Consider the following 21,121-nt stretch of genomic DNA (forward strand, 5'->3'; position numbering starts at 1 on the left):
CCCGCTTAGGCTACAATCCGCGCTTTGTCGTTTTCACCTGCAAGGCCGCCCATGACTCAAGCGTTCGTCCACCTGCGTCTGCACACCGAATATTCCCTGGTCGATGGCCTGGTGCGGGTCAAACCGCTGATCAAGGCCGTCGTCGGGGCGGGTATGCCGGCGGTGGCTGTCACCGACATGAGCAACATGTGCTCGTTGGTGAAGTTTTATAAAGCGGCCATGGGCGCCGGGGTCAAACCGATCTGTGGTGCTGACATATGGATGGCCAGCGCCGAGGAAGACGGCCCGCTGACGCGCCTGACCCTGCTGGCGATGAACGCCAAGGGCTACCGCAACCTCACCGAACTGATCTCCCGTGGCTGGTCCGAAGGGCAGAGCAATGACCTGGTGATCATCCAGCGTGACTGGGTCAAGAATGCTGCCGAAGGTCTGATCGCGCTCTCCGGGGCTCGTGAGGGCGAGGTCGGCATGGCGTTGCTGGCCGGTGACGAAGCCTTGGCCGAAGCGCGCCTGCGTGAATGGATGGCGGTGTTTCCGGATCGTTTCTACCTGGAAGTGCAGCGCACCAGCCGCGTGGGGGACGAGGAATACCTGCACGCCGCGGTGGCGCTGGCCGATCGCGTCGAAGCGCCGCTGGTGGCCACCAACGATGTGCGCTTCATCAAGCAGGACGACTTCGAGGCACACGAGACCCGCGTCTGCATCGGTGAAGGTCGTACTCTGGATGACCCGCGTCGGCCGCGTCATTACTCCGATCAGCAGTATCTGAAAAGCGCTGCGGAAATGTGGGAGCTGTTCGCCGACCTGCCCGAGGCGCTGGAAAACACCGTCGAGATCGCCAAGCGCTGCAACATCGAGGTGCAACTCGGCAAATACTTCCTGCCGGACTTTCCCACGCCGGGTGGCATGGGTATCGACGACTACCTGCGCCATGCCTCCTTCGAGGGCCTGGAAGAGCGTCTCGAGGTGCTGCTGCCCAAGGACACGCCGGATTACGAGGCGAAGAAGCAGGTCTACATCGATCGCCTCAACTTCGAACTCGACATCATCATCCAGATGGGTTTCCCCGGTTACTTCCTGATCGTGATGGACTTCATCCAGTGGGCCAAGAACAACGGCGTGCCGGTCGGCCCAGGCCGTGGTTCGGGTGCCGGCTCCCTGGTGGCCTACGTGCTGAAGATCACCGACCTCGATCCGCTGGCCTACGACCTGCTGTTCGAGCGCTTCCTCAACCCCGAGCGGATTTCCATGCCCGACTTCGACGTCGACTTCTGCATGGACGGCCGCGACCGGGTGATCGACTACGTGGCCGAGAAGTACGGGCGTAACGCGGTGAGTCAGATCATCACCTTCGGCTCCATGGCGGCCAAGGCGGTGGTGCGCGACGTGGCGCGGGCGCAGGGCAAGTCCTATGGCCTGGCTGACCGACTGTCGAAGATGATCCCCTTCGAGGTCGGCATGACTCTGGAGAAAGCCTACGAGATGGAGGAGCCGCTGCGCGACTTCCTCAAGAACGACGAAGAGGCCCAGGAAATCTGGGACATGTCGCTCAAGCTCGAAGGCGTGGTGCGCGGCACTGGCAAGCACGCCGGGGGCGTGGTGATCGCGCCGACCAAACTCACCGACTTCTCGCCGATCGCCTGTGACGAGGAAGGCGGCGGCCTGGTGACCCAGTTTGACAAGGACGACGTCGAGCAGGCCGGCCTGGTCAAGTTCGACTTCCTCGGTCTGCGTACCCTGACCATCATCAAGTGGGCGATGGAGACCATCCACCGCATCCAGAAGCGCGACGGTGCGCCGGATGAGGAGCTGGTCAACATCGACTTCATCCCGCTGGATGACAAGAAGACCTACGACATGCTGCAGAAGGCGGAGACCACCGCAGTCTTCCAGCTCGAATCGCGCGGCATGAAGGAGCTGATCAAGAAGCTCAAGCCCGACTGCCTGGAAGACATGATCGCCCTGGTGGCGCTGTTCCGCCCCGGTCCGCTGCAGTCCGGTATGGTGGACGACTTCATCAACCGTAAGCACGGCCGCGCTGAGCTGTCCTACCCGCACCCGGATTATCAGTACGCCGGCCTCGAGCCCGTGCTCAAGCCCACCTACGGCATCATCCTGTATCAGGAGCAGGTGATGCAGATCGCCCAGGTCATGGGCGGTTACACCCTGGGTCAGGCGGACATGCTGCGCCGCGCCATGGGCAAGAAGAAGCCCGAGGAGATGGCCAAGCAGCGTGGCGGCTTCATCGAAGGTTGTGCCAACAACGGTATCGATGCCGAGCTGGCGGGTAACATCTTCGATCTGGTGGAAAAGTTCGCCGGCTACGGCTTCAACAAGTCGCACTCCGCTGCCTACGGCCTGGTGTCATACCAGACCGCCTGGCTCAAGGCGCATTACCCGGCGCCGTTCATGGCCGCCGTGCTCTCGGCGGATATGCACAACACCGACAAGGTGGTGATCCTGGTCGAAGAGTGCCGCAACATGAAGTTGCGCATCGATCCGCCAGATGTGAACGTTTCCGAATTCAAATTCACCGTCAACGACGACGGCCGTATCGTCTACGGCCTCGGCGCGGTCAAGGGCGTGGGCGAGGGCCCGGTGGAGGCCATCGTCGAATGCCGTGCCGAAGGTGGGCCGTTCAAGGATCTGTTCGACTTCTGCAACCGCGTCGACCTCAAGCGCATCAACAAGCGCACCCTGGAAGCGCTGATCCGCAGTGGTGCGCTGGATCGCCTCGGCCCCTATTACCAGGACGAACTCAAGGCTTACCAGGCCAGCGTGGACAAGAACCGCGCGGTGCTGCTGGCGTCCATGGAAGAGGCCGTGCAGTCGGCCGAGCAGACCGCGCGCAGCGCCGAGAGCGGCCACATGGATCTGTTCGGCGGCCTGTTCGCCGAGCCTGAGGCGGATGTCTACGCCAACCACCGCAAGGCCCGCGAGCTGCCGATCAAGGAACGTCTGAAAGGCGAGAAGGACACCCTGGGCATCTACCTGTCCGGCCACCCGATCGACGAGTACGAGGGCGAGATTCGCCGTTTCGCCCGTCAGCGTATCGTCGAACTCAAACCGGCGCGTGACACCCAGACCATCGCCGGGATGATCGTCAACCTGCGGGTGATGAAGAACAAGAAGGGCGACAAGATGGGCTTCATCACCCTCGACGACCGTTCCGGGCGCATCGAGGCTTCGCTGTTCGCCGATGCCTTCGCCAGCAACCAGGCGTTGCTGCAGAACGATGCGCTGGTGGTGGTCGAGGGCGAAGTCAGCAACGACGATTTCTCCGGCGGCTTGCGCCTGCGTGCCAAGCGTGTGATGAGCCTGGAGGAGGCGCGTACCGGCCTGGCCGACAGCCTGCGGGTGAAGGTCGCCAGCGACGCACTCAAGGGCGATCGTCTGCGCTGGTTGGCCGAGCTGTGCAGCAAGCACAAGGGCGCCTGCCCGGTGACGTTGGACTACAGTGGTGAGCAGGCACGTGCCTTGCTTCAGTTCGGTGACGCCTGGCGAATCGACCCGGCTGACACTTTGATTCAGGCATTGCGTGACCAGTTCGGGCGCGACAACGTCTTTTTGCACTACCGCTGATGCGAGAGGGGGCTTGGCTCCCTCTTGGTTCGGCACACTCGACCCGCAGCGCCCCATCCCTTAAGGTAGGGCGCTTAATGGATACAGCTCCCCGGCCACTTGGCCGTCGACGCAAGACGGATGACTATGAACCCGAATTTCCTCGATTTCGAACAGCCGATCGCCGACCTGCAAGCCAAGATCGAAGAGCTACGCCTGGTTGGCAATGACAACGCGCTGAACATTGGTGACGAGATCGCTCGTCTGCAAGACAAGAGCAGCGCGCTGACCGAAAGCATCTTCGGCAACTTGAGCAGCTGGCAGATCGCCCAGCTCGCGCGCCATCCGCGCCGCCCCTACACCCTGGACTACATCCAGCACATCTTCACCGAGTTTGACGAGCTGCACGGCGACCGTCATTTCTCCGATGATGCCGCCATCGTGGGTGGCGTTGCCCGTCTGGGTGACCAGCCGGTGATGATCATCGGTCACCAGAAGGGCCGTGAGGTGCGTGAGAAGGTGCGCCGCAACTTCGGCATGCCGCGCCCGGAAGGCTACCGCAAGGCTTGCCGCCTGATGGAAATGGCCGAGCGCTTCAAGATGCCGATCCTCACCTTTATCGACACCCCCGGCGCTTACCCGGGTATCGATGCCGAGGAGCGTGGCCAGAGCGAGGCTATCGCCTGGAACCTGCGCGTGATGGCGCGTCTGAAAACGCCGATCATCGCCACCGTCATCGGTGAGGGTGGTTCCGGCGGTGCGCTGGCCATCGGTGTCTGCGACCAACTGAACATGCTGCAGTACTCCACCTATTCGGTGATCTCCCCGGAAGGTTGCGCCTCAATTCTCTGGCGTACCGCCGAGAAGGCGCCGGAAGCGGCCGAGGCCATGGGCATCACCGCCGAGCGCCTGAAGGATCTGGGTATCGTCGATCAGGTTATCGCCGAACCCTTGGGTGGCGCCCATCGTGATCCGGCTGCCGCGTCCGAGTCGATCCGTCAGGAGTTGACCAAGCAACTGGCCAGCCTGCAGAAGCACGATACCGACGCGCTGCTCAAGCGTCGTTACGATCGCCTGATGAGCTACGGCATCGCCTGAGTTCTTCCTGCATGCATCTCAACGGGCCTTCGGGCCCGTTGTTGTTTAAGCTTGGCCCATGACTGCTCTCGAACTTCGCCTGCGCCAGGCTCTTCAGCCCTGGCGTATGGCTCCTGCTTGGCGCATCGCCTTTTCCGGTGGCCTGGATTCCAGCGTGCTGCTCCATCTGCTGACCGACTGGGCACGGTGCGAGGCGCTGCCACCCTTGTCTGTCATTCATGTCCATCATGGCCTGCAGCCGGCGGCTGACGCCTGGCCTGAGCATTGCGCGCAGGTGTGCGCGCGGCTGGGTGTTCCTCTGGAAATCGTCAGGGTGCAGGTGGCGGCAGGTGCCAGTCTCGAGCAGGAGGCGCGGCGAGCACGTTATGCGGCGTTCAGCGAGCGGCTGGGCCCGGCTGAGGTATTGCTCAGCGCCCAGCATCGTGAGGATCAGGCCGAAACCCTGCTGTTCCGTCTGTTGCGCGGCGCTGGCGTGCGTGGCCTGGCAGCGATACCGGCCAGTCGAGCATTGGGGCAGGGCAGCCTGATTCGGCCGCTGCTCGACTGTTCGCGGGGCGAGCTGCAGGCCTATGCGCAGGATCACGAGCTCTTCTGGATCGAGGATCCGAGCAATGCCGACGAACGGTTCAGTCGTAATTTCTTGCGCAGGCAGGTGATGCCATCGCTAACTGGGCGTTGGCCGCAGGCGTCGACCAGCCTGGCGCGTAGCGCAAGCCATCTGGCCGAGGCCCAGCAACTGCTGGAGGAGTTGGCCGAGATCGATCTGCTGGCGGCGCGTGGTGTTTCCGCATTGCCCTGGCTGCCCTTGCCTTCACTGGATCTTGCCTCTGTGGCTGCGTTGAGCGATGTCCGTCAGCGCAACCTGCTACGCCATTGGCTGGAACCGTTGAGCCGTATGCCCGATAGCGATCATTGGGCGGGCTGGCTCGATCTGCGTGATGCCAAAAGCGATGCGGCGCCAATCTGGAAGCTGGCCGATGGTGAGCTGCATCGCGCCGATGGTCGGTTGTGGTGGCTCAGTGACGAATGGTTGAGTCCACCGCAGCTGCTCGATCTGCCTTGCAGCTTGGGCGCGGACTCCGTGGATCTGCCCGGGAATGGGCGTGTCGAGTTGTCGGGCGAGTTGCCACAGGGGCGTTGGCACCTGCGCTATCGCCAGGGCGGGGAGTCGCTGCAACTGCCGGGGCGTGGCCGGCGTGACCTCAAACGCCTGCTCAATGAGCTGCGCGTGCCGGCATTCGTGCGTCCGCGCCTGCCGCTGCTGTTCGAGGGCGATGAGCTGATGGCGGTGGCGAACCTGACGCAGGCATCAGGATTCGAGGCGAAAGGCCTGCGTTTGCGCTGGTCGCCACCCATCGGCGCGCAAGGTTTGAGCTGGTAAGGCCTTTCGAGTAGACTACGCTCCCGTCTTAATACAGCTTTTGCCGACTCCCTCAGGGAGCTTGGCGAGCTTGCCATTGTGTTGTTGATGGCGCTCCTTCGCTTTCCCCGGCGGCACTGACCGCTTAAACGCAGACTTCTAGGGTTTTTCATGACGCGCTACATCTTCGTCACGGGTGGTGTTGTTTCTTCATTGGGGAAAGGCATCGCCTCGGCTTCACTGGCGGCCATCCTGGAGGCGCGGGGCCTGAAGGTCACCATGCTCAAGCTGGACCCCTACATCAACGTCGATCCGGGCACCATGAGCCCGTTCCAGCACGGTGAGGTGTTCGTCACCCACGATGGCGCCGAGACCGACCTCGACCTGGGCCACTACGAGCGGTTCATCCGCACCACCATGACCCAGAACAACAACTTCACCACCGGCCGCGTGTACGAAGACGTACTGCGTAAGGAGCGCCGTGGTGATTATCTGGGTGCGACCATTCAGGTCATCCCGCACATCACCGACGAGATCAAGCGTCGCATCATCAAGGGCGCCGGCGATGCCGACGTGGCCCTGGTGGAGATCGGTGGCACCGTGGGCGACATCGAGTCGCAGCCGTTCCTCGAGGCGATCCGCCAATTGCGCGTCGAAGTGGGCGCCAAGCGCGCCATGCTGATGCACCTGACCCTGGTGCCGTACATCGCCACCGCTGGCGAGACCAAGACCAAGCCGACTCAGCACTCGGTCAAGGAACTGCGCTCCATCGGCTTGCAGCCTGACGTACTGGTGTGCCGCTCCGATCATCCCATCGACGTATCTTCGCGCCGCAAGATCGCCCTGTTCACCAACGTCGAAGAGCGTGCGGTGATCAGCCTGGAAGACGTCGACACCATCTACAAGATTCCTGGGGTGCTGCATGCTCAGGGGCTGGATGACTTCGTCGTCGAACGTTTCGGCCTGCAGTGCAATCCGGCCGACCTCTCCGAATGGGATCGCGTGGTCGATGCCAAGCTCAATCCGGAGAAGGAAGTCACCATCGCCATGGTCGGCAAGTACATGGAGCTGCTCGACGCGTACAAGTCGCTGATCGAGGCCATGAGCCACGCCGGCATTCAGAACCGCACCAAGGTCAACATTCGCTACATCGATTCCGAAGACATCGAGAACCAGGGCACTGCGCTGCTCGAAGGGGTCGATGCCATTCTGGTACCGGGCGGTTTCGGCCTGCGCGGTGTGGAAGGCAAGATCAAAACCGTTCAATACGCTCGCGAGCACAAGATCCCCTACCTGGGCATCTGCCTGGGCATGCAGGTCGCGGTCATCGAGTACGCCCGTAACGTGGTGGGCTGGAGCGATGCCAACTCCACCGAGTTCGACATGGCCAGCCAGCATCCGGTGGTCGGTCTGATCACCGAGTGGCAGGACGCGACCGGTGCCACCGAGCAGCGCACCGAGAACTCCGACCTGGGCGGCACCATGCGCCTGGGTGCGCAGGATTGCCAGTTGCAGAGCGGTTCGCTGGTGCATGACTGTTACGGCAAGGATGTGATCGTCGAGCGTCACCGTCACCGTTACGAGGTGAACAACAACCTGCTGCCGAAGCTGACCGAGGCTGGCCTGAAGGTCACCGGTCGTTCTGGCGATGGCGCGCTGGTGGAAGTGGTCGAGGCGCCGGATCATCCGTGGTTCGTTGCCTGCCAGTTCCACCCGGAATTCACCTCCACGCCGCGTGACGGTCATCCGCTGTTCAGCGGTTTCGTCAACGCTGCCCTGGCGCAGAAAGCGAAGAAGGCTTAAGGAATGGCTCAGAAGATCATCAAGGTCGGCAATATCGAAATCGCCAACGACAAGCCGTTCGTGCTGTTCGGTGGCATCAACGTGCTCGAATCGCGTGACCTGGCCATGCAGGCCTGCGAGGAATACGTGCGGGTGACCGAGAAGCTCGGTATCCCTTACGTGTTCAAGGCCAGTTTCGACAAGGCCAACCGTTCTTCCGTGACCTCCTTCCGTGGCCCGGGCCTGGAAGAGGGCATGAAGATCTTCGAAGAAGTGAAGAAGACCTTCGGCGTGCCGGTGATCACCGACGTCCACGAGCCGCACCAGGCCGCCCCGGTGGCCGAGGTGTGCGACATCATTCAGTTGCCGGCCTTCCTCTCGCGGCAGACCGACTTGGTGGTGGCCATGGCCAAGACCGGTGCAGTGATCAACATCAAGAAGGCGCAATTTCTCGCCCCGCAGGAAATGAAGCACATCCTGCGCAAGTGCGAGGAGGCCGGTAACGATCAGTTGATCCTCTGCGAGCGCGGTTCCTCCTTCGGTTACAACAACCTGGTGGTGGACATGCTCGGCTTCGGCATCATGAAGCAGATGGAGTACCCGGTATTCTTCGACGTGACCCACGCCCTGCAGATGCCAGGTGGTCGTGCCGATTCGGCCGGTGGTCGCCGTGCTCAGGTCACCGATCTGGCCAAGGCGGGCATGAGTCAGGGGCTGGCCGGTCTGTTCCTCGAGGCGCATCCGGATCCGGAAAACGCCAAGTGCGACGGCCCGTGCGCGCTGCGTCTGAACAAGCTGGAACCCTTCCTCACTCAGCTCAAGCAACTGGACGATCTGGTGAAGAGTTTTCCGCCGATCGAGACTGCCTGAACCATTCGCAATCCGGTAAAGTGCCGCTCCGGCAAAATCTCCCCTGACCCGTGAGTCAGAGTGTGCCGCCGCTACCCTCATGGGCAGCGGCGGTTTCGCGCAGCCCGTTGCTGCCGTCTTATCGTCAACCTTTGGAGTGTTAACAACAATGGCAAAGATCGTCGACATCAAGGGTCGTGAGGTTCTCGACTCCCGTGGCAATCCCACCGTGGAAGCCGACGTCATCCTCGAAGGTGGCATCATCGGCAGCGCTTGCGCTCCGTCCGGCGCCTCCACTGGCTCGCGCGAAGCGCTGGAGCTGCGTGATGGCGACAAGAGCCGTTATCTGGGCAAGGGCGTGCTGAAAGCCGTCGCCAACATCAACGGCCCGATCCGTGATCTGCTGCTGGGCAAGGACGCTGCCGATCAGAAGGCTCTGGATCACGCGATGATCGAGCTGGACGGTACCGAGAACAAGGCCAAGCTGGGCGCCAACGCCATCCTCGCCGTATCCCTGGCTGCCGCCAAGGCTGCTGCCCAGGCCAAGGGCGTGCCGCTGTACGCGCACATCGCCGACCTGAACGGCACCCCGGGCGTCTATTCCATGCCGGTACCGATGATGAACATCATCAACGGCGGCGAGCACGCCGATAACAACGTCGACATCCAGGAGTTCATGGTGCAGCCGGTTGGCGCCAAGAACTTTGCCGACGCACTGCGCATGGGCGCCGAGATCTTCCACCACCTCAAAGCCGTACTGAAGGCGCGTGGCCTGAACACTGCGGTGGGCGACGAAGGCGGCTTCGCGCCGAACCTGGCCTCCAACGAAGACGCTCTGGCTGCCATCGCCGAAGCCGTGGCCAACGCTGGCTACAAACTGGGTGACGACGTGACCCTGGCTCTGGACTGCGCCTCCAGCGAGTTCTTCAAGGACGGTCAGTACGATCTGGCTGGCGAAGGCAAGGTGTTCAGCGCCGAAGGTTTCGCCGACTACCTGGCTGGCCTGACCCAGCGCTACCCGATCATCTCCATCGAAGACGGCATGGACGAGTCCGACTGGGCTGGCTGGAAAGTCCTGACCGACAAGATCGGCGAAAAGGTACAGCTGGTTGGCGACGACCTGTTCGTGACCAACACCAAGATCCTCAAACGCGGTATCGACGAGAAGATCGGCAACTCGATCCTGATCAAGTTCAACCAGATCGGCTCGCTGACCGAGACTCTGGAGGCCATCCAGATGGCCAAGGCTGCCGGCTTCACCGCCGTGATTTCGCACCGCAGCGGCGAAACCGAAGACAGCACCATCGCCGACCTGGCTGTAGGTACTGCCGCTGGTCAGATCAAGACCGGCTCGCTGTGCCGCTCCGACCGCGTGTCCAAGTACAACCAGTTGCTGCGTATCGAAGAGCAGTTGGCCGGTAAGGCTCCGTATAAGGGCCGTGCCGAGTTCCGCGGCTAAGTCACGATCTGCTGCGCGTCGGCCCTACTGCGTTAAAAACAGGCTCGGAATGCTCATTTACTTCAGTAAACTCCGCTTCCTCGCCTGTTTTTGCCTTGTAGGTCTCTAGCTCGCGATATCGTTTGAGTTTGATGAGGGGCGACGCAAGTCGCCCTTTTTTGTGCTGGCCCTAGCGCTGGTGCGGCATGTAGGAGCGGACTCATCCGCGATCTTTCACGGCTGAAGTCGCTCCTACACAAGGGCTGTGCCACTGCTGATATGGCCTTTTTCATCGTCGTTTCGTCGATTTCCGGGAACCCTTGCACGGATGCAGAACCTTAAAACCCATGTCACCCATCAGCCGGCTCCTTTTCAAGCATGATCGCAGCCCCTACCATGCCGATGACTCAATCCGCGAGCCGCTCCATGCGTAGTCCTTATTGGCTGTTCATCGTGCTGATCCTGCTACTGGCTGGCCTGCAGTATCGTCTGTGGGTGGGCGAGGGCAGCCTGGCGCATGTCAGTCGTCTGCAGCAGCAGATCGCCGAGCAGAAAGGCGAGAACGAGCGTCTGCTGGAGCGCAACCGTATCCTCGAAGCCGAGGTGATGGAGCTCAAGCGCGGCATGGAGACCGTTGAAGAGCGTGCGCGGCAGGAGCTGGGCATGGTCAAAGAGGGCGAAACCCTCTATCTGCTGACGAAATGAGCGTGCCGTTCTGGCTGGTGATTCCGGCTGCCGGTGTTGGCGCACGCATGGCCGCTGATCGGCCCAAGCAGTACCTGGAAGTCGCTGGGCGCTGCATTCTCGAACATACCCTCGATTGCTTTCTCGACCACCCCGGTCTGCTCGGTGTCATGGTCTGCCTGGCCGTGGATGATCCGTATTGGCCAAACCTGGCGTTGGCCAGCGATCCGCGCATTCGTCGTGCCGATGGCGGGCGCGAGCGTGCCGACTCGGTGCTGGCCGGGTTGCGTGCATTGCAGCAGGCTGGGGCTGCGGATGATGACTGGGTGCTGGTGCACGATGCGGCGCGGCCGAATCTCGCCCGCAGCGATCTCGATCATCTGCTCGATACCCTTGCCATGGATCCGGTGGGGGGGCTACTGGCCGTACCGGCACGCGACACGCTCAAGCGTGCCGATGCTGCTGGCAGGGTGGCGCAGACCGTGGATCGTGCCGTGATCTGGCAGGCTTACACGCCTCAGATGTTTCGCTTGAGGGATTTGCGCCTGGCCCTGGACACCGCGCTGGCGGCGGGTGTGCCCATCACCGATGAGGCATCGGCTCTGGAGTGGGCGGGCAAGGCGCCACGTCTGGTTGAGGGCCGGGCAGACAACCTCAAAGTCACCCGCCCGGAAGATCTGCAATGGCTGCGCCTGGCATGGGCTGGGCGCAGCGCGGGTTGAGGGTCAGTTCTGCCGCTGGCGGCTGAGGTTGCGCTCAAGCACCGTACCCAGTTTTTCCATGGCGCCCTCCAGGGCCTGCTCGATGTTGTCACCGTTATGACTCACTGAGACCGGATCGCGCCCCTTCAATCGCGCTTCGGCCTGGCAGCGTTTGTCCAGGCCGCCGCCCTTGTGGCTGTTCTCGTCGTTGAAGTGCAGCTCGACGCGTGTCAGGTGATCCTCGAAACGTCTGAGCTTGAGCAGCACGCGACCCCGCACCTTGTCCGCCAATGCTGCGGAGCCGTGAATGTGGTTGTCGCTGTTGACCATGACTTGCATAGCGCTTACCTCCGGTTTCGGTGAAGACGATGCCGCAGCGGGCATCACTCATTCTGGCCGCAACCGAAGCCAGGGGTTCCAGTCTGGCTGTGACAATCTGTTGCCCCTGGTTTCAGGCGTACTCGGGGAACTCGGCGAGACCGCGCTTGAGATGATCGACGAGCTGCCGAACCTTGGGCGACAGGTGGCGCTGCTGCGGATAGATCGCCCACACCGCCGTGTTGGGTGGCTGGTGTTGTTCTAAAAGTGAAATCAGGGCGCCGCTGCGCAGATGCGGCAACACGTAGTAGTCAGGTAACTGGCACAGTCCGAAACCGCGCAGCGCCGCATCCAGCACAGCCTGGCCACTGTTGCATCGCCAGTTGCCTTGCACTCTGATCTGAGTTTCCCGCCCACCTTCGGCGAAGCTCCAGTGATCGCTGCTGCCGATCAGGCAGTTGTGCCGGGACAGCTCGGACAGCGAGTGCGGGCGACCGTAGTGCTGCAGATAATCCGGCGCCGCGCACAGGTACATCATCCGTGGCGCCAGGCGAGCCGCGACCAGGCGCGAGTCCTGCAGGCGGCCCAGGCGAATGGCCAGGTCGAGCCCTTCATGCAGCAGGTCGAGCTGGCGATTGGACAGCTCGATTTCTACGCGCAGTTGTGGGTGCAGCGCCATGAACTGGTTGACCAGCGGCACGATGAAGCGCTCGCCGTAGGCGACCGCGCAGGTCATGCGCAGCAGCCCCTTGGGTTCGGCGCCCAGGTCGCTGACGGCGCGCAGGGCTTCCTCGCGGGCGTCCTGCAGGCGCTGGCAGTGTTGCAGGAAGGTGTGGCCGGCTTCGGTCAAGGCGACACGCCGCGTGCTGCGATAGAACAACCGGCTTTGCAGGCGCTCCTCCAGGCGTGCCACCTGGCGACTGACCTGCGAGGTGGAGAGCCCAAGTCGCTGCGCAGCCGCGCTGAACTGACCGCATTCGGCCACGGCAACGAACTCGTCGAGCCCTTCCCAGCGATTCATCGTCGTCTCCTGCGTGGTCATGTCCGAAAACGATAGATTATCCCTGGTTGGCAATAATGTTTTGATATTTGCAGAACTCTCTCCATTTTTCATTGCTTTAGACTGCGGGCACTTTCGTCCACGCTCAGGAGCGCTTCCATGATCAAATCCCGTGCAGCCGTCGCCTTCGCCCCCAACGAGCCGCTGAAGATCGTCGAGATCGATGTCCAGCCGCCGAAGGCTGGTGAAGTGCTGATCCGCATCGTGGCCACTGGCGTCTGCCATACCGATGCCTACACCCTGTCCGGTCAGGACTCCGAAGGCGTGTTCCCCTGCGTACTGGGCCACGAGGGTGGCGGCATCGTCGAAGCTGTGGGCGAGGGCGTGACCTCGGTCAAGGTCGGCGATCATGTGATTCCGCTCTATACCGCCGAATGCCGTGAGTGCAAATTCTGCAAATCCGGCAAGACCAACCTGTGCAGCTCGGTGCGTGCCACCCAGGGCAAAGGCCTGATGCCGGACGGCACGAGCCGCTTCAGCTACAACGGTGAGCCGGTTTATCACTACATGGGCTGCTCGACCTTCTCCGAGTACACCGTGCTGCCGGAAGTCTCGGTTGCGGTGATTCCTAAGGAGGCCCCGCTGGATAAGGTGTGCCTGCTCGGCTGCGGCGTCACCACCGGTATCGGTGCCGTGCTCAATACCGCCAAGGTCACCGAGGGCTCGACCGTGGCCATTTTCGGGTTGGGCGGCATCGGTCTGGCCGCGATCATCGGCGCCAAGATGGCCAAGGCTTCGCGCATCATCGGTATCGACATCAACCCGGCCAAGGAAGCCGTGGCGCGCGAGCTGGGCATCACCGACTTCGTCAATCCGAAAGAGCACAGCAAGCCGATCCAGGAGGTCATCGTCGAGATGACCGACGGCGGCGTCGACTACAGCTTCGAGTGCATCGGCAACGTGCAACTGATGCGTGCTGCGCTGGAGTGCTGCCACAAGGGCTGGGGCGAGTCGACCATCATCGGCGTGGCGCCGGCCGGTGCCGAGATCAGCACCCGTCCGTTCCAACTGGTGACCGGTCGCGTCTGGCGCGGAAGCGCCTTCGGCGGGGTCAAGGGCCGCACCGAGCTGCCGAGCTACGTCGAAAAGTCGCAGAAGGGCGAGATTCCGCTGGATACCTTCATCACCCACAACATGGGCCTGGATGAAATCAACGAAGCCTTCGAGCTGATGCACGAAGGCAAGAGCATCCGTACCGTTATCCATTTCTAACCAGCGGCAAACGTCAAGCTGCAAGTGGAGCCTTGCTTGCCGCTTGACGCTGCCTGGAGGGGCTTATGGAAATCGTTTCCAGCAACAAGAGCTTTGGTGGCTGGCACAAGCGTTATCGCCATCGCTCCAGCACCCTTAATTGCGACATGGTATTCGCTGTTTACCTGCCGCCGCAGGCCGAGCAGGGCGGCAAGCTGCCGGTGCTGTACTGGCTGAGCGGTCTGACCTGCACCGATGAGAACTTCATGCAGAAGGCCGGTGCCCAGCGCATGGCCGCCGAGCTTGGCTTGATCATCGTCGCGCCGGATACCAGCCCGCGCGGCGAAGGCGTGGCCGATGATGCCAATGGTGCCTATGACTTCGGCCTGGGTGCCGGCTTCTACGTCAATGCGACGCAAGAACCGTTCGCTCGTCACTACCGCATGTACGACTACGTGGTGCAGGAGCTGCCGGCGTTGATCGAGGCCAATTTCCCGGTTTCGGATAAGCGCGGCATCGCGGGCCACTCCATGGGCGGTCATGGCGCGCTGATCTGCGCGTTGAAGAATCCCGGACGTTACCACTCGGTGTCGGCGTTCTCGCCGATCAGCAACCCGATGAACTGCCCCTGGGGCGAGAAGGCATTTTCGCTGTATCTTGGCGAAGAGCGCTCGCGCTGGCGTGAGTGGGATGCCAGCGTGCTGATCGCCGAGGCCAGCGAAAAGCTGCCGATCCTGGTGGATCAGGGTGACCGTGACGACTTCCTCGAAGGCCAGCTCAAGCCGCAGGCATTGCAGGCGGCTGCCAAGGCGGCCGGTCATCCGCTGACGCTGCGCATGCAGCCTGGCTATGACCACAGCTATTACTTCATCGCCAGCTTCATCGATGATCACCTGCGCCATCACGCGGCCGCTTTGCAGCAGTCGTAGTGCGGATGAAATTCGCCGGCGAATTTCCCGGATTTCATCCGGGCTAATCGGCAATGCGGTTAGAATCACGCCCTGACTTTTTCAGGGCGTTGTTCTTTATGCGTATCGGTCATGGCTATGACGTACACCGCTTCGGCGAAGGCGATTTCATCACCCTCGGCGGCGTGCGGATTCCCCATAAATTCGGCCTCGTCGCCCATTCCGATGGTGACGTGCTGCTGCACGCCCTGAGCGATGCCTTGCTTGGCGCGGTGGCGCTGGGTGATATCGGCAAGCACTTTCCCGACACCGATCCGACCTTCAAGGGTGCCGACAGCCGTGTGCTGCTGCGTCATGTGATGGGCTTGGTGCGTTGCAAGGGTTATGCGGTGGGCAATGTCGACGCCACCATCATTGCCCAGGCACCGAAGATGGCGCCGCATATCGACACGATGCGCGAGCGCATCGCCGAGGATCTCGGCGTGGCGCTGGATCAGGTCAACGTCAAGGCCACCACCACCGAGAAGCTCGGTTTCACCGGGCGTGAGGAAGGTATTGCGGTGCACGCCGTCGCCTTGCTGGTCAAGGCATGAACGAGTTGCAACTGCTGGGCCCGCGCGCCCATGGCGAGGCCTGTGGGCGTGCCGTACTCAAGGCCACTGCCGAAGATTTCCAGGTCGACGAGGTGCTCGACATTCCGCTTACAGGCCAGGGTGAGCACCTCTGGCTGTGGGTGGAAAAGCGTGGCCTGAATACCGAAGAGGCCGCTCGGCGCATCGCCCGTGCTGCCGGTTTGCCGCTCAAGGCGGTCAGCTATGCCGGGCTCAAGGATCGCCAGGCGTTGACTCGGCAGTGGTTCAGCCTGCATCTGCCGGGCAAGGCCGACCCGGATCTGGGCGCTGCCCAGGGCGATGATCTGGCCATCCTGCGCAGCCAGCGGCATAACCGCAAGCTGCAGCGCGGTGCTCACGCGGCCAATGGCTTCACCCTGCGCCTGACGGCGCTCGAGGCGGATCGTGAAGCGCTGGAACAGCGTCTGCAGCGTATCGCCGAGCAGGGTGTGCCCAACTATTTCGGCCTGCAGCGCTTTGGTTTTGACGGTGGCAATGTCGAGCAGGCGCGTGATTTCGCCTCGCGCCAGGAGCTACCGGTGCAGCGCAACCTGCGTTCGCGGCTGCTTTCATCCGCACGGAGCTACCTGTTCAATCAGGTGCTGGCCAGGCGTGTCGCTGCCGGTACCTGGAACCAGGCGCAGGTCGGCGACGTGCTGGCGTTCACCACCAGTCGCAGTTTCTTTGTCGCGGGGGAGGCCGAATGCAGCGACCCGCGACTGGCCGCGCTCGATGTGCACCCGACTGGCCCGCTCTGGGGCGATGGCGCGCTGCCGAGCCTCGCTACGGTGCAGGCGCTGGAGCTGTCGGTGGCTGATGAGTGCGCGGAGTTGGTGCAATGGCTGGTCAAGGCGGACATGGCGCACGAACGGCGAATTCTGCGCCTCCCCATTGGCGGCCTGTCGTGGCATTATCCCGAGCCCGATATTCTGCAACTTGCATTCGTCCTGCCGGCCGGGTGTTTCGCCACCGTCGTGGTGCGTGAACTGCTCGATCTGGTGCCAGCAGGGCAGACGGATACTCCATGCGAATTCTGATTTCCAACGACGACGGGGTAAACGCCCCCGGGATCGCCGCGTTGCACCAGGCGCTGGACGACTACGCCGAGTGCGTGGTGATCGCGCCGGCCGAGGACAAGAGTGGCGCCAGCAGCTCGCTGACGCTCGACCGTCCCCTGCACCCGATGGTGTTGCCCAATGGTTACACCAGCCTCAACGGCACGCCGACCGATTGCGTGCACCTGGGGCTCAACGGCCTGCTCGAGCAGATGCCGGAGATGGTCGTGTCCGGTATCAACCTGGGGGCCAACCTGGGGGACGACGTGCTGTACTCCGGCACCGTTGCCGCTGCGCTGGAAGGACGTTTCCTGAACAAGCCGGCGTTCGCGTTCTCGCTGTTGTCGCGGCAGGTCGATAACCTGCCGACCGCGGCCTATTTCGCGCGCAAGCTGGTCGAGGCCCATGGGCGTCTCGAACTGCCGCCGCGCACCGTGCTCAACGTCAACATTCCCAACCTGCCGCTGGAACACATCCGCGGCGTGCAGTTGACGCGCCTCGGCCACCGTGCCCGCGCTGCCGCGCCGGTCAAGGTGGTCAATCCGCGTGGCAAGGAAGGCTACTGGATCGCCGCCGCCGGCGACGTCGAAGAGGGCGGCCCCGGCACCGATTTCCATGCAGTGATGCAAGGCTACGTGTCGGTCACGCCATTGCAGCTCGACCGTACCTTCGGTGCGGCCTTCGGGGGTATGAGCGACTGGCTGGAGGGCATCTTCTGATGCGCGGACAGGACGACCTGCAACGCCATGGGATCGGCATGACCTCGCAGCGCACGCGTGAGCGTCTGATCCAGCGCCTTTATGAGGAGGGCCTGTCGAACGCGCGCGTGCTCGAAGTGATCCGCCGTACGCCGCGCCATCTGTTCGTCGACGAGGCGCTGGCACATCGCGCCTATGAAGACACCGCGTTGCCCATTGGCCACAACCAGACCATTTCCCAGCCTTACATGGTCGGCCGCATGACCGAGCTGCTGCTGGCTGCGGGGCCGCTGGACAAGGTATTGGAGATCGGCACCGGCTCCGGTTACCAGACCGCCGTGCTGGCGCAACTGGTCGAGCGGGTGTTCTCGGTGGAGCGTATCCAGGCTTTGCAGGAGCGCGCCAAGGAGCGCCTGGTCGAACTCAATCTGCGCAACGTGGTCTTTCGCTGGGGCGACGGCTGGGAAGGTTGGAACGCCCTCGGCCCCTACAACGGCATAATCGTCACTGCTGCGGCTGCCGATGTGCCCGCAGCGCTGCTCAATCAACTGGCTCCTGGTGGGCGCCTGGTGATTCCGGTCGGAACCGGTGATGTGCAGCAGTTGCTGTTGATCATTCGTGAGGATGAGGGGTTTTCCCGCCACGTGCTTGACGCCGTTCGTTTCGTTCCCCTGTTAAATGGCCCCTTGGCCTGACGGCCATGGCCCTCCTGGAAGGATCCATGAAAAAGTATTTCCTGCTCTATGCCAAGGGCATTGCCATGGGCGCTGCGGATGTCGTGCCTGGCGTGTCCGGCGGCACCATCGCTTTCATCAGTGGTATCTACGACGAACTGCTGCGTTCCATCGCCAGTGTGCCCGAGGCGCTGATGCAACTGGTGCGTGGACGAATCAAAGCGGCCTGGCAAACGGCCAATGCCACCTTTCTGCTGGTGCTGCTGGCCGGGATACTGACCAGCATTCTCAGTCTGGCGCGGCTGATCACCTACCTGTTGGCGCATCATCCGGTACCGGTCTGGTCGTTCTTCTTCGGCCTGATCCTGGTGTCGGTCTACCTGGTGGGGCGCGATATCGGGCGTTGGAACTGGAGCCGTTGCGTGAGTTTTCTGCTCGGACTGGCCTTTGCCTACTGGATCACCGTGGCCGCGCCAATCCAATGGGGCAGCGATCCGCTGACGTTGTTCTTCGCCGGTGCCATCGCCATCTGCGCGATGATCCTGCCAGGTATTTCCGGTAGCTTCATTCTGCTCCTGCTGGGGCTGTATGCCACCGTGCTGGGCGCGGTGAAGAGCCTTGATCTGGCAGTGCTGGCCGTGTTCGCGGCGGGCTGCCTGGTCGGCTTGCTGAGCTTCGCGCGTCTGCTCAGCTGGATGTTGTCGCACTGGCGTGACCTGACTCTGGCATTTCTCACCGGCCTGATGCTGGGCTCGCTGAACAAGGTCTGGCCCTGGAAGGAAACCATCAGTTGGCGTGTCGACAGCAAGGGTGAGCAGGTTCCGTTGCTGCAGCACAATCTGCTGCCCGGCCAGTTTGCCGAGGTCAGCGGCCAGGATTCCCAGTTGCTGTTGGCCATTTTCCTGGCCTTCGCCGGTATTTTCGTCGTGCTTGCGCTCGAGTGGCTGGCGCGGCGCAAGCCGCAAGTGGCTGCTTGATCCGGCACAATAGCGCATCATGATCGTACTTCGGGATCGTTCAAGGGAGCACTGGGTGAGTCGTACAACCGTTCACGCGCTGATTTTCAGAGCCGTTGACCTTCGTCTGCTCACCTCGCTGCTGGGTGCTCTGCTGCTTTCCGCTTGCGTCAGCTCGCCACCCGGTGGCGTCCAGGTCGTCGATCGTGGCCAGAATCAGGGACGAGCTCCGCTGATCCAGCGCCAGCCAGTGCGCACCGGTCACTACGTGGTTCAGCGTGGCGATACGCTGTACTCCATTGCCTTCCGCTTCGGCTGGGACTGGAAGGCGCTCGCGGCGCACAACGGCTTGCGTGATCCTTATCTGATCCGGGTCGGTCAGGTCATTCGTTTCGATAATCGTCAGGCGTCGGGCTCGCCCGTCGTGGCCGCTGCCCCGAGCAACCCTGCGCCCAGGCCCACGCCATCTCAGCCAGCCAGTCAACCCGTCGCCACGGCACCGGTGGCGACAGCGCCGAAGCCGCCTGTGGCGACTACGCCGGCCACCACACCGGTCACTCCGGTAACCCGCTCGGCAACCGGTTGGGCCTGGCCCACTCAAGGGGCGGTGATCAGTCGTTTTTCCTCAAACGGCAGTTTGAATAAAGGCATTGATATCGCAGGGGAATTAGGACAGCCTGTTTTAGCTGCGTCTGATGGATCGGTGGTGTACGCCGGGAGTGGTTTGCGGGGCTACGGCGAATTGGTCATCATCAAGCACAGCGACACCTACGTTAGCGCTTACGGTCACAACCGTAGGCTGTTGGTTCGGGAGGGGCAGCAGGTCAAGGCTGGGCAACGTATTGCCGAGATGGGGTCCACAGGGGCCGACCGGGTGAAGCTTCATTTCGAGATTCGCCGTCAGGGAAAACCTGTCGATCCGCTGCAGTATCTGCCTAACCGTTGATCCGTCGCCCATCCGTTCCACTACGTGGGAGGGACGGGCTCAGGTGTGGCCAGGACGTGTCCGCCAGAGCTTGTTGTCGAACTCATCTTGGGACTACAACAATGGCTCTCATAAAAGAAGAAGCGCCGGAGTTTGACGTCGACGATGAACTGCTCCTCATGGAGCCAGGCATCGTTTTGGGCGAGGTTCAGAACGACGAGGCGCAAATGCCAACGTCGCGTGCCAAAGCCAAACACGCCACCCCCTCCAAACAGCACAAACACATCGATTACACCCGGGCGCTGGACGCCACTCAGCTTTACCTCAATGAAATCGGCTTCTCGCCGCTGCTGACTCCCGATGAGGAGGTGCACTTCGCGCGGCTCGCGCAGAAGGGCGATCCCGCCGGGCGCAAACGCATGATCGAGAGCAATCTGCGCCTGGTCGTGAAGATCGCGCGGCGTTACGTCAACCGTGGGCTGTCACTGCTCGACTTGATCGAGGAGGGCAATCTGGGCTTGATTCGCGCCGTCGAGAAATTCGACCCGGAGCGCGGCTTCCGCTTCTCCACCTATGCGACCTGGTGGATCCGTCAAACCATCGAGCGCGCGATCATGAATCAGACGCGCACGATTCGCTTGCCGATCCATGTGGTCAAGGAGCTCAACGTCTACCTGCGCGCGGCGCGTGAGTTGACCCAGAAGCTCGACCATGAGCCCTCTGCCGAGGAGATCGCCAATCTTCTGGAGAAGCCCGTCGGTGAGGTCAAGCGCATGCTCGGCCTGAACGAGCGTGTCTCTTCCGTGGACGTTTCGCTCGGGCCGGACTCCGACAAGACCCTGCTCGATACCCTGACCGATGACCGCCCGACGGATCCCTGTGAGTTGCTGCAGGATGACGATCTTTCACAAAGCATTGATCAGTGGCTGTCGGATCTGACCGAGAAGCAGCGCGAGGTCGTGGTGCGCCGTTTCGGCCTCCGTGGTCACGAGAGCTGCACGCTCGAAGAGGTGGGGCAGGAAATCGGCCTGACGCGTGAGCGGGTCAGGCAGATTCAGGTCGAGGCGCTCAAGCGTCTACGCGAAATCCTCGAGAAGAACGGCTTGTCCAGCGACGCATTGTTTCAGTAACAATGCGCTTTCGACGAACCCCGGCCATGGCCGGGGTTCGCCTTTTATGGGCCTTGCCCGTGATTCTTCTATGAACCCTGAGCGGTACGGTTTTTAGAAGCTCATTGTCAGCCATCGCTTAC

19 protein-coding genes are annotated in these 21,121 nt (G+C 62.3%); 17 read left to right on the forward strand and 2 right to left on the reverse strand.

Annotation, left to right across the window (positions count from 1 at the left end; genetic code table 11):
* Positions 1-51: 51 nt before the first annotated feature.
* The 8 genes from dnaE to ispD all read left to right on the forward strand — a co-directional run bounded on the left by dnaE (position 52) and on the right by ispD (position 11,494).
* Positions 52-3,582: a DNA polymerase III subunit alpha gene (gene dnaE, locus ACODS1_RS14130; protein WP_489086148.1), complete on the forward strand. Its 3,531-nt coding sequence runs from the start codon at positions 52-54 to the stop codon at positions 3,580-3,582.
* A gap of 126 nt (positions 3,583-3,708) precedes the next feature.
* Positions 3,709-4,659: an acetyl-CoA carboxylase carboxyltransferase subunit alpha gene (locus tag ACODS1_RS14135; protein ID WP_489086149.1), complete on the forward strand. Its 951-nt coding sequence runs from the start codon at positions 3,709-3,711 to the stop codon at positions 4,657-4,659.
* A 58-nt stretch (positions 4,660-4,717) separates the two neighbouring features.
* Positions 4,718-6,040 carry a tRNA lysidine(34) synthetase TilS gene (gene tilS / locus ACODS1_RS14140; RefSeq protein WP_489086150.1) on the forward strand — a complete coding sequence of 441 codons (1,323 nt, stop codon included), beginning with the start codon at positions 4,718-4,720 and terminating at the stop codon, positions 6,038-6,040.
* Between the two features lie 150 nt (positions 6,041-6,190).
* The gene (gene pyrG, locus ACODS1_RS14145; protein ID WP_322978410.1) at positions 6,191-7,822 is read left to right on the forward strand and encodes a CTP synthase; all 1,632 of its coding nucleotides are present in this window, start codon (positions 6,191-6,193) and stop codon (positions 7,820-7,822) included.
* A gap of 3 nt (positions 7,823-7,825) precedes the next feature.
* Positions 7,826-8,671 carry a 3-deoxy-8-phosphooctulonate synthase gene (kdsA, locus tag ACODS1_RS14150; RefSeq protein ID WP_489086151.1) on the forward strand — a complete coding sequence of 282 codons (846 nt, stop codon included), beginning with the start codon at positions 7,826-7,828 and terminating at the stop codon, positions 8,669-8,671.
* 148 nt (positions 8,672-8,819) lie between these two features.
* Positions 8,820-10,109: a phosphopyruvate hydratase gene (gene eno, locus ACODS1_RS14155; RefSeq protein ID WP_322978408.1), complete on the forward strand. Its 1,290-nt coding sequence runs from the start codon at positions 8,820-8,822 to the stop codon at positions 10,107-10,109.
* 405 nt (positions 10,110-10,514) lie between these two features.
* On the forward strand, positions 10,515-10,793 hold the full coding sequence (gene ftsB, locus ACODS1_RS14160; RefSeq protein WP_322978407.1) for a cell division protein FtsB: 279 nt from the start codon (positions 10,515-10,517) through the stop codon (positions 10,791-10,793).
* Complete coding sequence (ispD, locus tag ACODS1_RS14165; RefSeq protein WP_489086152.1) at positions 10,790-11,494, forward strand: 2-C-methyl-D-erythritol 4-phosphate cytidylyltransferase; 705 nt, start codon at positions 10,790-10,792, stop codon at positions 11,492-11,494. Before ftsB ends, ispD begins: the two co-directional genes overlap by 4 nt.
* A gap of 3 nt (positions 11,495-11,497) precedes the next feature.
* On the opposite strand, the gene ACODS1_RS14170 is transcribed toward ispD, so the two are convergent.
* Both ACODS1_RS14170 and ACODS1_RS14175 read right to left on the reverse strand, forming a co-directional pair.
* Positions 11,498-11,812, reverse strand: coding sequence for an HPF/RaiA family ribosome-associated protein (locus ACODS1_RS14170; RefSeq protein WP_489086153.1), 315 nt, complete (start codon positions 11,810-11,812; stop codon positions 11,498-11,500).
* A 112-nt stretch (positions 11,813-11,924) separates the two neighbouring features.
* Complete coding sequence (locus tag ACODS1_RS14175; RefSeq protein WP_489086154.1) at positions 11,925-12,812, reverse strand: LysR substrate-binding domain-containing protein; 888 nt, start codon at positions 12,810-12,812, stop codon at positions 11,925-11,927.
* A 138-nt stretch (positions 12,813-12,950) separates the two neighbouring features.
* On the opposite strand from ACODS1_RS14175, the gene ACODS1_RS14180 reads away from it, so the two are divergent.
* The 9 genes from ACODS1_RS14180 (at position 12,951) to rpoS (ending at position 20,999) form a co-directional block, all read left to right on the forward strand.
* Positions 12,951-14,063 (forward strand): S-(hydroxymethyl)glutathione dehydrogenase/class III alcohol dehydrogenase, encoded by a 1,113-nt coding sequence (locus ACODS1_RS14180; protein ID WP_489086155.1) that lies wholly within the window; start codon positions 12,951-12,953, stop codon positions 14,061-14,063.
* Between the two features lie 65 nt (positions 14,064-14,128).
* Positions 14,129-14,971, forward strand: coding sequence for an S-formylglutathione hydrolase (fghA, locus tag ACODS1_RS14185; protein WP_489086156.1), 843 nt, complete (start codon positions 14,129-14,131; stop codon positions 14,969-14,971).
* Between the two features lie 98 nt (positions 14,972-15,069).
* Positions 15,070-15,543: a 2-C-methyl-D-erythritol 2,4-cyclodiphosphate synthase gene (gene ispF / locus ACODS1_RS14190; protein WP_489086157.1), complete on the forward strand. Its 474-nt coding sequence runs from the start codon at positions 15,070-15,072 to the stop codon at positions 15,541-15,543.
* Positions 15,540-16,598, forward strand: a complete 1,059-nt coding sequence (gene truD, locus ACODS1_RS14195; protein ID WP_489086158.1) for a tRNA pseudouridine(13) synthase TruD — start codon at positions 15,540-15,542, stop codon at positions 16,596-16,598. Before ispF ends, truD begins: the two co-directional genes overlap by 4 nt.
* Positions 16,586-17,335: a 5'/3'-nucleotidase SurE gene (gene surE, locus ACODS1_RS14200; protein WP_489086159.1), complete on the forward strand. Its 750-nt coding sequence runs from the start codon at positions 16,586-16,588 to the stop codon at positions 17,333-17,335. The genes truD and surE overlap by 13 nt, the downstream gene beginning before the upstream one ends.
* 38 nt (positions 17,336-17,373) lie before the next feature.
* Complete coding sequence (locus tag ACODS1_RS14205; protein ID WP_322978692.1) at positions 17,374-18,009, forward strand: protein-L-isoaspartate(D-aspartate) O-methyltransferase; 636 nt, start codon at positions 17,374-17,376, stop codon at positions 18,007-18,009.
* Between the two features lie 26 nt (positions 18,010-18,035).
* The gene (locus ACODS1_RS14210) at positions 18,036-18,965 is read left to right on the forward strand and encodes a polyprenyl-phosphate transporter (RefSeq protein WP_489086160.1); all 930 of its coding nucleotides are present in this window, start codon (positions 18,036-18,038) and stop codon (positions 18,963-18,965) included.
* A 55-nt stretch (positions 18,966-19,020) separates the two neighbouring features.
* Entirely contained in the window at positions 19,021-19,890 is an 870-nt protein-coding gene (locus tag ACODS1_RS14215) for a peptidoglycan DD-metalloendopeptidase family protein (protein ID WP_489086161.1), read from the forward strand.
* 101 nt (positions 19,891-19,991) lie between these two features.
* The gene (gene rpoS / locus ACODS1_RS14220) at positions 19,992-20,999 is read left to right on the forward strand and encodes an RNA polymerase sigma factor RpoS (RefSeq protein ID WP_322978397.1); all 1,008 of its coding nucleotides are present in this window, start codon (positions 19,992-19,994) and stop codon (positions 20,997-20,999) included.
* Positions 21,000-21,121: the final 122 nt, after the last annotated feature.

This window comes from Pseudomonas sp. FG29 (genome assembly GCF_057809355.1).